Origin of the sequence: Lysinibacillus sp. NPDC056185 (assembly GCF_047737915.1) — a bacterium.
In the GTDB taxonomy this organism is placed as follows: domain Bacteria; phylum Bacillota; class Bacilli; order Bacillales_A; family Planococcaceae; genus Lysinibacillus.
The window spans coordinates 47,980-60,864 of the sequence record NZ_JBLLLQ010000001.1 but is presented as its reverse complement, the minus strand read 5'-3'; the positions used below and the strand labels follow the sequence as shown (position 1 = coordinate 60,864).

Sequence of the window (12,885 nt, the reverse complement as noted above, 5' to 3'; positions counted from 1 at the left end):
AACATCTTCTCTTTGCTAATTTAAGGTTTTAAATCTTTTACCTGAAGCCACGCTTTCGGAACAGATAAATTACTGCCCGTTAAAGCGGGATAAAGTGAAACTTTAATCAGTGGGGCGTATTATCCCCACTGATTATTAGTCTTCACCAAAGTTAAAAGGCTACTTAATGTTCACCTCTTTACGGGACATTATGTAGCCTTTTTCTATAAAAACAAGCTTTATATCTAATTATCTCAATAGGAATACATATATTTGTCATAAAAAAAACTCTGGGACTTCATACTTATTTCACTTTTTAACTATATAATAATTTTGCGCTTATTATTATAGATTGGAGATTTAGACATGAAGAACACGCTTTATCAGAGCTTTTGGCGAACGCACTTTTATGCCGCATTATTTATTACTCCACTTCTTATTTCACTAACATTAAGTGGTATAGGTTTTTTATTTTATACCAATGTTGAAAATCAGTTATATGATAAATACTTTTTTGGTGAAAGTGGAAAAACCGAGATACAATCTATCGATGATGCTGTTAAACTTGCAGAAGAATCATATGCTGGCTATAAAACAAATAAAATTATTGAGTTAGAAGAGCCATACAATACTCGTTTATCGATGAAGAATGCAGATGGCAAAGAGAAATATGTGTTTTTAGATGATCATAACCAAATTATCGGTGGTCAAGATGCTGATTACACATTTGCAAATATTATGAGAAATGCCCATAGTTCCTTATTTATTGGGGGAACGGTTGTCAATTATTTAGTAGAATTAGCTGCGTGCTGGGCTATTTTTTTACTACTTTCAGGCATTTACATGACGTTTAAAGCAAAACTACTAAAGAAAACAAAGCAGACGAACAAACGTCAAAAGAGTAGAAAATTCCATGCTCTTGTTGGGACAATTATTACAATTCCAATGCTTGTTATTATTTTCACAGGTTTACCATGGTCTGCGTTTATGGGGAAATATATTTATCAAGCTTCACAAGATCATCCTTCTTTCGGCACGCCATTATTGCAGCAGCAGCCGCCTACATCTGATGTTAGTGAGATTCCTTGGGCTACTCGTCAAGAAACCCCTCCATCGTCAGATTCAGGACATGCAGCACATCATGGTATGGGGGCTAATATGGGCTATGTTGCTAACCCTAACCAACTAAGTGTGGAAAAGCTAGAACATGAAATTGATGCAATGAATATATCAAAACCTTACGCTATTATTTATCCTACTAGTGAAGACGGTGTCTATACAGTTGCAAAATCTAGTAACACTGGTGTCACAGGTCTTGATGTTAGTCCATATGATGAAACGACAATGTATTTCGATCAATATAGCGGAAAATTTATAGACAAGGTTGGATATGAGGACTATGGCATTCTTGCCAAATGGTTCACATGGGGAATTCCTTTACATGAAGGTCATTTGTTTGGCTGGCCAAATAAATTAATAAATTTACTAGTATGTCTAGCATTTTTAGTAGTTATAGTTTGGGGAGTTAGAACATGGCTACTACGAAAGAAACAAGGTATGCTATCTGCACCACCTAAAATCTCTCAAAAGGTATCCATTCCTTTTATCATTTTCATGATTATTTTAGGTATACTGATGCCACTATTTGGGCTTTCCTTAATTGCTGTCGTACTCGTTGAAATAATTATAAATTTAGTGTCTAAAAATAAAAAAGTAGTTGATTAAAATGCTAAGCGATACTGTATCCTTAATGGTTAAGGAATATAGTATCGCTTTTCTTGTTCTAAAGCCACCCTTTATCACTGGCGACTTGAACAGCTTGTTGTCTAGATTCAACATGGAGCTTTTGAATAGAGGTTGATAAATAGTTTCGGATAGTGCCTTTCGTTAAAAATAACTTTTTACTAATCTCATTTGTTGTGAGTCCTTCTTTTACAAGTTGCAGAACAGCAATTTCACGTTCATTTAATGGATTCTGTTCTTTCATAAACAACGTTGCAGCTAGATCTCTACTAACTACTTTTTCACCATTCATCACTTTTCTTATTGTTTCAATTAAATAGTCGATCGGCTCATCTTTTAATAAATAACCTTGTACCTCACAATCCATCGCTTTTTGTAAATAGCCAGGGCGTGCAAAGGTAGTGACAATCATCACCTTGCACGGTAAATTTGCCTGTCTTATTTTTTCAGCAAGTTCAAGACCAGTAAGATTCGGCATTTCGATGTCCAATACACAAACATCGGGTAGCTCTTGTTGAATATATTCCCACGCTGTTTGACCATCTGAAACTTCCGCGATCACTTTTATATCAGGCTCAAACGACAACAAGGAAGTCATGGCGCCACGTAACATTTGTTGATCCTCTGCTAGTAATACTCTTATCATGAAGTTGGCTCCTTTTTATAGTGTTGGTTAGGCAGTGTTAAGGTCACAATCGTTCCGCCTGTCGGTAAGTTGCCAATGGAAGCATTTCCTTGAAGGGCATTCATTCTTTCTTTCATTGATGAAAGTCCATTCCCATGCCCTTGGATATGTAAGCCGACACCATCGTCAACAACGTTTATCTTTAAAATTCCATTAATATAGTTGATATCTATTTGGCATTTTTTTGCTTGACTATGTTTAATAATATTTGTAGCTGCTTCCCGAAGACATAAGGACAGCATCGTTTCCTCCACACTAGCTAGTAGCAGCTTTGGACAGTTATTTTTTATTTTTATGGAAATATCCGCTGTTTGTAAATGCTGCTTACAATGTATAAGTTCACTTTCTAACGAAATAAAATTCATATCGGAGACTAATTCTCTTACTTGCTTTAGTGCTGTTCGTGTTGTTGCTAAAATATCATTTAGCTCATCTTTAACACGCATTGTATCTTTATCGACTAATTTTGATGTTAGTTCGGTTTTTATTTTTATCATTGTCAATGTATGACCAAGCGTATCGTGGAGGTCTCTCGCAATACGTTGTCTTTCTTCTTGCTGAACAAGCTGGGTATTTACCTCTGTTAATTTTGATTGTAATTTTTTTGATTTTTCTACGTAGTAAATTAGCATTGGAAACAGTAGCTGAATGATCATAATAGGTATTATTGCTTGGGATTGTAATTTGAAAGATGCTCCTGATTCAAACCAAATAACTATTAAAAACATAAATGCAATCGCAATCATTCCAATAGCAATATGCCATTTCTTTTTAGCCCTCCCAATTAAATCAGCAAATATAAATCCAAAAACTAACATAGAAGAACCTTCATAAATACCCAATATGATAATAAGCGTAAAGCCTAGTAAAGAAGCTAACAGTAAACGCCAATCTTTAAACCATAAAGCAATATAGAAGGCTACTAAAAATAACATAAGGATAATTATTTTAGCCATTAACGGTAATGGAGAATTCGAACTTAATACCATTGTAAATAAAAAAACAAGTGATACAACATCGATAATTAAATAGTACTTTACCTGGTCTCTTGGATAAATCTTTATAGTTCACACCAACCCTTGTCGATTATTTCTGTGTGACACTTTGAATGGCGTGTTTCCGAATCCATTCCATTGGCCCAACATGAAAATGCTTGATACAAATATGTGCCATGAAAAGTTGTAGAAGGGAGAGGGTTAGCCAAATGCTGATAACTTCAATGCTATTCAATTTTCCACCTAAACCTAAGCCCCAACCATAGAAAATAATAGATGCAATAACATTTTGAAGCACATAGCAACTTAAAGACATTTTCCCAATCTCACCAAATCTCTTCCATAACCAATCAAGCTTCTTATATTCTATCATTTTACCTAATATACCAATATAACCAATTGATAGAATTGGTGCGAATAAATAACGTACAGGTAAATCAAATGCTCCACCGGGAATAAAAATTAGAAGGTTTAAAGGTACTCCAATAAAAATACCGATTTTGAATAGTTTTTGACGCGCCTGACGTCCTTTGTCATCTTGCGAAAATACACCATTCCTCATCAGTTTAACACCAAGTAAAAATAAAAAGATATTCATTGGAATAATAAAAATAGCTTCTGTTCTATAATAAAGAAAATTTGTTAAACGATATTGTATTTGCTCAAACCAAGTTCCATTTTCATAAAGACTAACGACTGGATCGAGTCCAGCAAGGGAAACATTGATGGCACCTAGCAATGCGCTAACTAAAATCAGCAGAATCGTCAGTGCGTGGAAACTACCAAAAACGTATAAAGCACGTTTAATCGCTTTATCACCAAATTTAACGATAAAAGTAACGATGACGGCTGTCACAGCATAGCTCATTAAAATATCATATTCCATAACTAAGGCGAAGTGGATAAGCCCCTCCATAAATAAAAAGACTATCGTCCAAATATACATGCCTGGCCAAGCATTTCCTTTTCGCAAAGCTTGCTGATATTTTAATTCTAGACCTACACCAAACATGATTGTTAATAAACCAAGGAGTTTACCGTTTACTAAAAAAAGGACTGCCATTCGTAAAAAGTCGTTCAATGACCACCAACCTGAATAACTACTCGTTGTGATATACGAAATATCTCCAAGATAAGCAAAAATCCAAATATTCGTGCCAAGTGTCCCTAATACAGCAAAGCCTCGTAACATATCGATTAGGGGTAATCTTTGTTGAACCTTCATCATAAAATCACTCTTTCTCTGTTTTCTTACAATAATGATAAGAAAACGAAAGGGAAAAACATATTCACACCAGTCAAAGCTTCTTTATGACAGGTGTCATTTTATGGTGTATCAAGAGCACAGGAAATAATAAAACAGCTTTGCTTTTTATTAACACTATGGTGTTTTGGCTAGGGAAAATAGGAAGCGGTCACTTTTAGAATAATGTATTAGAAAAGCAGGAATCTTTCCTTCGAGGCACGAGAATTTTAGTCAAAATCCAAATTTTTATAATTTAAATATTGCGAAAACTAATCATATTAGTTAAAATAGAAATACGATTAGTCGATAAAGGGGATTTGATTTAGAATGAAAATTACGAAGATTGGTACAGTGTTTCAATTGTCATTTATGCCGAGGATTTTTCCTGTTAATTGTTATATTGTAGAAGAAGAAAGCGAGCTTACACTGATCGATGCAGCCCTACCATATAGTGCAAAAAGTATAATAAAAGCGGCTGAAAGTATTGGTAAACCGATTACAAGAATCATCATTACTCACGCACATAGTGATCATATAGGAGCGCTAGACACGTTAAAAGAATTATTACCAGATAGTCAAGTGTGCATTTCTTCCAGAGATGCTTTGTTATTGGAAGGAAATAGTGCATTACTTCCAAATGAAAAAAACACACCCATTCGGGGAGGTATTCCAAAAAATATTAAGACTAAACCGGACTTATTACTCGAAGAAGGTGATCGTGTTGGTTCATTAGAAGTGATTGCAACTCCAGGTCATACACCTGGTTCCATCACACTTTTCGACACACGCAATAGAAGTTTAATCGCGGGTGATGCCCTCGTAACAAGAGGAAAACTACTAGTATCGGGAGTAATGAATCCGTTGTTTCCATTTCCTGCTCTAGCAACATGGGATAAAAGCACAGCTCTAATAAGCGCAAAAAAATTAAGGGATTTAAATCCAAGCTTACTTGCTGTGGGGCACGGAAAGATGTTGAAGCAACCACAGGAACTTTTGGACATAGCAATAGCAGAAGCAGAAGCAAAAAAAAAATTTAGACAATCAAAATAGGAAGTGAAAAAAATGTCCCGTCGAATGAAAATAGATATATCGATTATTTTACAAAAGGCAACGGAGCTAGTTGATGAACAAGGATTGGATCAACTTTCAATTGGACTATTAGCAGAAAAATTGGAAATACGACCACCTTCCTTGTATAACCATCTTGATGGATTAAATGAATTGAAGCAGAAGTTAGCTATTCAAGGCGTAAACAAATTAAATGAATATATGCTTCAAGCTGCAGTAGGACGTTCAGGTGATGATGCCGTTCGTGCAATTAGTCAGGCATATATTCGATTTGTTAGAGAGCATCCGGGGCTGTATGATGCAAGCACTCGCTTTCCAGATACTAACGATCAAGAACTTCAGCAAGCCCAAGAAGCTGTCGTGCAACTTGTACTTCAAGTACTTGATGCCTATAATTTACAAGAAGAAATTGCGATTCATATGGTCAGAGGGTTACGAAGTATTCTACATGGATTCACTTCTATTGAACAAATGGGGGGATTTGGGATGCCACTTGATATCAATAAAAGCTTTTTAATCTTAATCAATACTTTTATTGAGGGCATTCATGCAGTGACGATTAATGAAGATAAATACATGCAAAGGAATGACTAAGGAGGAAATCTTGCTCTTTTAGGGAAAAGAAAGAAGCGGGAAATGGCACAAAGGATTAATTTCCCGCTATAAATTGTTGAACAGAATGGATGTTGAAGTGGGAGATTTGTCGTTGAACGAGTCTGCTGCTCTTTTTTATTTACATAGCAGTTAAGTTAAATAACATCCTCACACTATTTAGTACATGAATAAATTCTATAGTCTAAAACGCCTTCATACTTTAAGTTCATTTCAAAATGTTTATCCATTACCTCATAAAGTTCAGGTGCAATATCCTTCGAGTGATGAAGCTCAGGAATGGAGAAGATTGATTTATTTTTTTGAATACGAATATTTTTAAAACCAGCCTGGTTAAACAAAGCTACCCAATCCTTTTTCATTGAACAAGAATCAAATCCATAAAACTGTTTGATTTCCTTTTCAATTTTTTCTTCAAGTGGTTGATGAATAGTAAATTCAATGGCAATAAACCGACCACCTTTTTTTAATAAACGAAAAATTTCTTTCAGTGCATTAGGTTTATTGACAAAAGAAAGAACAGATTCAGAAATAATAAAATCAAATGTATGATCAGGTAACGGCACTTGTTCTATAGAGCATTGAATTATTTTTACGGGTAAGTGATTTTTTTTCATTCTCTTTTTAGCCTTTGCGACCATTTCAGGATTGATATCAATACCAGTTACTTTTGCTTCATATGTTTCCGCCAAATAGGCAGAAGTTTGGCCTGTACCACACCCTGCATCCAAAATGCGGGAGTTTTCGTTAATGCTCTCTACCTTGAATATTTCCTTAGTTAGATTAATGCCACCAGGATGCGCACCGCCAACGCCAAATTTGGACAGAAAATCTAGATATTTTGAATTTTGAATCGGAATCCCTTCTTTATTCGTATTTTTGTATAATATGAAATTAAAAAAAGTATGGTTCCAGAGTTGTCATGAAGAACCTTTCAGAAAGGAAGGAGAGAATGATAAATAATTGGGCTTCAACATTTTTACAATACATATCAATATATTTTTTTAGCAACTTCTCCGATAGTCTAAACAATAAAAAAATACAGACGTATACTAGTAAAAAGATATTTGATAGGGGGTGAATTGATGCCATTTTATCCGCCTAATTCTAGAATGAGACCATTACCACCAAGATATAGACAAGGTTTTGGCCCTCCTATTCAAGGTAGAAGGGTGCAACCTTTCTTTAACCCTAATCAACAACCCCAAACTTCTAGATTTGGAAGATTACCACAGCATTTAAATACCATTATGGGCCATGCGGGAACAATAACAAATGGAGTTGGTATGTTAAGGCAAATGGGTGCATTTTTAAATTTCTTTAGGTAGATTATTTCGATGGGTCTTTTAAAGTCCATCCTATAAAGATAGCAAGAAAGGCTTAAGAACCCCTCTGAAGAGTAAATTTTCTTAAGAGGGGTTGTTGTGATTGAATAATCATTGTATTTAGTTTTTAAAGATTATTTAAGGTGCTTTTCAATAATAGAGCGATTTTTCTCTTTAAACACTTCATTATGTGATGAAACGACCCCGTGACGATAGGCAGTAGGCTCTAAATACGTTTTAATAGAGTTCACGGCATTGGCTGCATCTTGGAAAGTACCTAAAAGGAGATGAATTTTCCCTTCAAATGCTAAAATATCACCCGCTGCAAAAATACCGGGCTGCTCAGTTTCTCCCGTTGCTTTTCCTTCGAAATAGTAATCATCTTTTTTAGGAATGGTCAGTGATTGATCCAATGCTAATGATGCTTCGCGGTTATAGCCATGACTAACAATTACTTCATCGATTTGACGCGTGTAACTTTGCTTTGTTTTTGAGTTTTCACATGTCACTAATTGAATCGCTGTTTTGTCAGCATTAGCAGTCAATTTTGAAATAGTTGTATGGCATTCAATCTTTACACCAGCATCTAAAGCTTCTTGTATTGTTGATTCATGCGCAGATAACTTATCTTTCCGATAAACTACAGTTACATTTTTAGCGATAGGACTAAGTTCAACTGCCCAATCAATAGCCGCATTTCCGCCTCCTGAAATAATAATTTCCTTGTCCACAAAGTGTCGATAAGATTGCACTGTATAGTGTAAATTAGTCATTTCATATTTTTCTGCACCTTCTAGTGAAAGCTTTTGAGGGTTAATAATTCCACCACCAACTGCTAAAAGAACGGTTTTAGAATAATGTTTATCTCCTTGCGCCGTATGTAGAACAAAAATTTCATCTTGGCGCTCGATAAAATCGACTTTCATACCTGTTAAAATGGTTGGATCAAAAGTTTTTGCCTGCGCAATCAACTGTTTTACAAATTGTTCGCCTAACACAGGAGGGTGTCCGCCAATATCCCAAATGAGCTTTTCAGGATAAAGTAAAACTTTACCACCAAGCTGATGTTGACTCTCAATTAACTTCGTCTTCAATCCTCGTAAACCACTATAAAAGGCACTATATAGACCTGCGGGGCCACCGCCAATAATTGTTACATCGTATAAATGTTGCATTTATAACACCACATCCTTAAAAAATAATAAAAAAGTATTTGACAAAACTTTATAGGAAAACTAGACTAACTTTAGTGATAATGATTATCATTATCGGTTATTCGTTATCATAGCATGGAAAGAAGTAAAAGGAAAGAGAGGTTATGTTGTGCGTTTACAAGTTGAATCGATTCGTATCGGCTACGAGGACAAAACGATTGTGCATGATTTATCGCTACAAATTCCAGACGGTAAAATAACGACCATTATTGGTTCCAATGGCTGTGGCAAATCAACACTTTTAAAGGCCATTACAAGGATTTTGAAGCATAAGAGTGGACAAGTCATATTAGATGGTCAAAATATTTCCGAGATGAACACAAAAGAATTGGCGAAAGAACTCGCCATCTTACCACAAAGCCCGGAAAGTGCACATGGTTTAACAGTAGAAGAACTTGTATCCTACGGTCGATTTCCATATCAAAAAGGCTTCGGTAATTTATCGAAAAAGGATAAAGAAATGATTGACTGGGCCTTAAAGGTAACTAAAACGGATGACTTTCGTCAGAACACGGTTGATGCCTTATCAGGTGGACAGCGTCAACGAGTGTGGATTGCGATGGCATTAGCGCAAGAGACCGATATTATTTTTTTAGATGAGCCAACAACGTATTTAGATATGGCCCATCAGTTAGAGGTTTTAGAATTACTTTACAAGCTTAACGAAGAAGAGGGACGCACAATTGTTATGGTGCTACATGATTTAAATCAGGCAGCCCGTTTTTCAGATTTTATCGTTGCGCTGTCAAAAGGAGAGCTTGTGAAGTTTGGTACTGCAGAGGAAGTCATGGTACCTGAAGTATTAGAAAAAGTGTTTAATATTGATGCAGTCATTGGTAAAGATCCACGAACAGATAAGCCAATGTGCATTACATATAACTTACTAGAAACAGTGTAAAAGGAGATATATTTATGAAAAAGTGGCTATTACCAATGTTTATGATGGTCGTACTAGTGCTTGCAGCGTGCGGCAATAAAGAAGAGAAGGCGGAAGAGGGCTCTAAAGATAAAACATCTGCAGAAACGATTACGTATCAATCAGAATCAGGTCCTATTGAAGTACCAGCTAACCCTAAACGTGTAGTTGTGTTATCTTCATTTGTTGGGGATTTACTACAGCTTGGCGTTAATGTTGTCGGTGTTGATTCATGGGCTGCAGATAATCCAAACTTCCAAGATGATATTAAAGATGCAGTAGTTGTTGAGAATACGGATATCGAAAAAATTATCGAGCTTGAGCCAGATTTGATTATTGGTTTAAATGGTATTGAAAATGCGGATAAATTAGCAGAAATCGCACCAACTGTATTATTTACTTATGGTAAAGTAGATTATTTACAACAATTTATTGAAATCGGTAAGGCTGTCAATAAAGAAAAAGAAGCAACTGATTGGGTAAAAGATTTTAAAGAGCGTGCCGCAGAAGCGGGTACAAAAATTAAAGAAAAAATCGGCGAAGATGCAACGGTTACTGTTGCAGAAATGTTCAATAAACAATTGTATGTTTATGGAGATAACTGGGGTCGTGGCACAGAAATTATATATCAAGAAATGGGCTTGAAAATGCCTGAGAAAGTGAAGGAAGGTGCTTTAAAACCAGGTTATTTAGCAATTTCTCAAGAGGTATTAGGGGATTATGCGGGTGACTATGTGATTTTTAGTACATTTAAAGGCGAAGATAGCGCCATTAAAAATGCTGCGTGGTTTAAAGATTTAGAGGCTGAGAAAAATGGCCATTTATTTGAAGTGAATGCCAACGAATTTTACTTTAATGACCCAATCACTTTAGATTATCAACTAGATTTCTTTGAAAAGAAATTTTTACAATAATTTCAGTAGAGAGTAGCGAAGGAAAATGATAAAGTTTCAACATTTCCCATTTTGGCTTCAGGTGTTGCTTTCACTGATCTTATTAGCAGTGACAGTTACGATTTCACTTTGTATCGGCGCAGCAAATACGAGCATTCAAGATGTTTATCAAGCGATTGTCGGACAAGACGGTGGCAAGCATTATGCTATTTTAAGAGAAATTCGATTTCCTCGTATTATTGCTGCTATTTTTGTAGGTAGTGCACTCGCAGTAGCTGGGGCTATTATGCAAGGAGTTACTAGAAATCCGTTAGCGGATCCGGGACTTCTTGGCCTCACAGCAGGTGCGAATGCAGCACTTGCATTGACGATGGCATTCATCCCAAATTCCTCGTATTATATGCTTATTTTTGCATGTTTCGTAGGTGCGGGCGTAGGGATGATTGTTGTCTATGGTATTGGCGCTTCAACTAAGAATGGCTTTTCTCCATTAAAGTTAGTTTTAGCTGGGGCAGCTGTTTCCGCTTTATTACAAGCAATAGCAGATGGTACGGGAATATTATTTCAAATTTCAAAAGATGTTTCGATGTGGACGAGTGGTGGTTTAATAGGTACTACATGGCAAGCTTTAATAATTGCTCCGGTTATTGTGGTCGGATTAATTGTAGCGTTTGCGTTTAGTCGTCAGCTAACCATTTTAAGTTTAAATGAAGAAGTAGCTGTTGGGTTAGGACAAAATACAGCCGTTATTAAAGGAATTATGATGTTTGTCGTTGTAATTCTTGCAGGCTCCGCAGTAGCACTTGTAGGTAATCTAGCATTTGTTGGTTTAATGGTGCCACATATTGTCCGTGCAATTGTAGGGACAGACTATCGATTTGTCTTACCGATGAGTGCTATTACCGGTGGATGGTTTATGGTGACCGCGGATTTTGCAGGTAGAATGATTAATGCTCCATATGAAACTCCGGTAGTTGCCATTATTTCAATAATAGGCCTTCCATTCTTCTTACTTCTTGTTCGGAAGGGAGGTCGTCAGATTGTTTAATGTCGGGCGAAAAAAACAACGTAGATGGTTATTGGTTTGGATCTTATTAACAATAGTAATTTTTGTTATGGGTATTTCAATGGGAGCAGCTTCGGTTTCGATTGATCGCATACTACCGATTTTAATGGGAGACGGTAGCTTCAAAGAATCATTCGTATTGTTCTCTGTTCGCTTGCCAAGATTGTTTGTGCTGGCAGCTGCAGGGATGGCGTTAGCTTTAGCCGGTGCCGTTTTGCAGGGGGTGACCCGTAATGACTTAGCGGACCCTGGTATTATTGGGATTAATGCAGGTGCAGGTGTAGGGATTACCCTTTTTTATCTCCTCGTCAATGGAGACTTACCTAACTTTGCGTATATGCTACCACTTGTAGGATTTTGTAGTGCTTTATTAACGGCAATCTGCATTTACTTTTTCTCGTACAAGCGCAATGAAGGTGTGCAGCCGGTCCAACTCATTTTAGTCGGAGTAGGTGTAGCATCTGCCTTATCGGGTGTAATGATCATATTAATTTCCTCAGCTGAGCGTAGTGATGTGCAATTTATCGCGCAATGGCTTGCGGGCAATATTTGGGGAACAGATTGGCCATTCTTCTGGGCTTTATTGCCTTGGCTTGTGCTAGGCATTCCATTTATTTTTTATAAAGCAAATGTGTTAAACGTACTGGCGATGACAGAACAAACGGCGGTTGGCTTAGGCTTAAATATCGAACGAGAACGTTTACAATTATTAGTTGTCTCTGTAGCACTAGCTGCGGCAGCTGTATCGGTCACAGGAGGCATTGCCTTTATCGGTCTCATGGCTCCACATATTGCAAAACAGCTTGTCGGACCACGCTACCAGTTCTTTCTACCCCTGACATTGTTTATCGGTGCAAGCTTACTAATGCTAGCGGATACAATTGGCCGCGTAGCTATTTCAAGTGCAACAGTACCAGCAGGTATTGTCGTAGCATGTATCGGTGCACCTTATTTTTTATATTTACTACGGAAAAACGACTGAATGGCTTTGGCTGTTCAGTTGTTTTTTTATGTTGAAAGGCTTTATGGAAAGAAGTCTCAGAGCGACGGAAAGAACAGCGACTTCGACGGAAAGAAAGCCCGAGTCGACGGATAGAATTTATGGCGACGGAAAGCAGGCCAGACCGATGGAAAGAACAGCGA

The 12,885-nt window shown here is 36.7% G+C and carries 13 protein-coding genes; 8 read left to right on the top strand and 5 right to left on the bottom strand.

Annotation, left to right across the window (positions count from 1 at the left end):
* Positions 1–345 precede the first annotated feature (345 nt).
* A complete protein-coding gene (locus ACMZ42_RS00310) occupies positions 346–1,704 on the top strand; it encodes a PepSY-associated TM helix domain-containing protein (RefSeq protein WP_370077637.1) in 1,359 nt (452 codons plus the stop codon).
* Between the two features lie 58 nt (positions 1,705–1,762).
* On the opposite strand, the gene ACMZ42_RS00305 is transcribed toward ACMZ42_RS00310, so the two are convergent.
* From ACMZ42_RS00305 to ACMZ42_RS00295, 3 genes are all read right to left on the bottom strand, one after another.
* Positions 1,763–2,368: a response regulator transcription factor gene (locus ACMZ42_RS00305; RefSeq protein WP_370077639.1), complete on the bottom strand. Its 606-nt coding sequence runs from the start codon at positions 2,366–2,368 to the stop codon at positions 1,763–1,765.
* Entirely contained in the window at positions 2,365–3,342 is a 978-nt protein-coding gene (locus tag ACMZ42_RS00300; RefSeq protein ID WP_415730169.1) for a sensor histidine kinase, read from the bottom strand. The genes ACMZ42_RS00305 and ACMZ42_RS00300 overlap by 4 nt, the downstream gene beginning before the upstream one ends.
* Before the next feature lie 151 nt (positions 3,343–3,493).
* Positions 3,494–4,627: a DUF418 domain-containing protein gene (locus ACMZ42_RS00295; RefSeq protein ID WP_415730422.1), complete on the bottom strand. Its 1,134-nt coding sequence runs from the start codon at positions 4,625–4,627 to the stop codon at positions 3,494–3,496.
* Between the two features lie 348 nt (positions 4,628–4,975).
* On the opposite strand from ACMZ42_RS00295, the gene ACMZ42_RS00290 reads away from it, so the two are divergent.
* Complete coding sequence (locus ACMZ42_RS00290) at positions 4,976–5,698, top strand: MBL fold metallo-hydrolase (protein WP_415730168.1); 723 nt, start codon at positions 4,976–4,978, stop codon at positions 5,696–5,698.
* A gap of 12 nt (positions 5,699–5,710) precedes the next feature.
* Entirely contained in the window at positions 5,711–6,310 is a 600-nt protein-coding gene (locus ACMZ42_RS00285) for a WHG domain-containing protein (protein ID WP_415730167.1), read from the top strand.
* 173 nt (positions 6,311–6,483) lie between these two features.
* Here ACMZ42_RS00285 and ACMZ42_RS00280 read toward each other — a convergent pair whose 3' ends face one another.
* On the bottom strand, positions 6,484–7,098 hold the full coding sequence (locus tag ACMZ42_RS00280; protein ID WP_415730421.1) for a class I SAM-dependent methyltransferase: 615 nt from the start codon (positions 7,096–7,098) through the stop codon (positions 6,484–6,486).
* Between the two features lie 315 nt (positions 7,099–7,413).
* Here ACMZ42_RS00280 and ACMZ42_RS00275 point away from each other — a divergent pair, with 315 nt between their 5' ends.
* Positions 7,414–7,656 (top strand): hypothetical protein, encoded by a 243-nt coding sequence (locus ACMZ42_RS00275; RefSeq protein WP_370077646.1) that lies wholly within the window; start codon positions 7,414–7,416, stop codon positions 7,654–7,656.
* Between the two features lie 131 nt (positions 7,657–7,787).
* Here the strand turns inward: ACMZ42_RS00275 and ACMZ42_RS00270 are convergent, their stop codons facing one another.
* Positions 7,788–8,828, bottom strand: coding sequence for an NAD(P)/FAD-dependent oxidoreductase (locus ACMZ42_RS00270; protein WP_370077648.1), 1,041 nt, complete (start codon positions 8,826–8,828; stop codon positions 7,788–7,790).
* 148 nt (positions 8,829–8,976) lie between these two features.
* Between ACMZ42_RS00270 and ACMZ42_RS00265 the strand changes: the two genes are divergently transcribed.
* Genes ACMZ42_RS00265 through ACMZ42_RS00250 form a run of 4 tightly spaced genes read left to right on the top strand, consistent with a single transcriptional unit; the run spans position 8,977 to position 12,724 of the window.
* Positions 8,977–9,765, top strand: coding sequence for an ABC transporter ATP-binding protein (locus tag ACMZ42_RS00265; protein ID WP_402869122.1), 789 nt, complete (start codon positions 8,977–8,979; stop codon positions 9,763–9,765).
* Positions 9,766–9,779: 14 nt separating this feature from the next.
* The gene (locus ACMZ42_RS00260) at positions 9,780–10,697 is read left to right on the top strand and encodes an iron-hydroxamate ABC transporter substrate-binding protein (RefSeq protein ID WP_415730166.1); all 918 of its coding nucleotides are present in this window, start codon (positions 9,780–9,782) and stop codon (positions 10,695–10,697) included.
* Between the two features lie 25 nt (positions 10,698–10,722).
* A complete protein-coding gene (locus tag ACMZ42_RS00255) occupies positions 10,723–11,724 on the top strand; it encodes a FecCD family ABC transporter permease (RefSeq protein WP_415730165.1) in 1,002 nt (333 codons plus the stop codon).
* Positions 11,717–12,724, top strand: coding sequence for a FecCD family ABC transporter permease (locus ACMZ42_RS00250; RefSeq protein ID WP_415730164.1), 1,008 nt, complete (start codon positions 11,717–11,719; stop codon positions 12,722–12,724). The genes ACMZ42_RS00255 and ACMZ42_RS00250 overlap by 8 nt, the downstream gene beginning before the upstream one ends.
* Positions 12,725–12,885 lie beyond the last annotated feature (161 nt).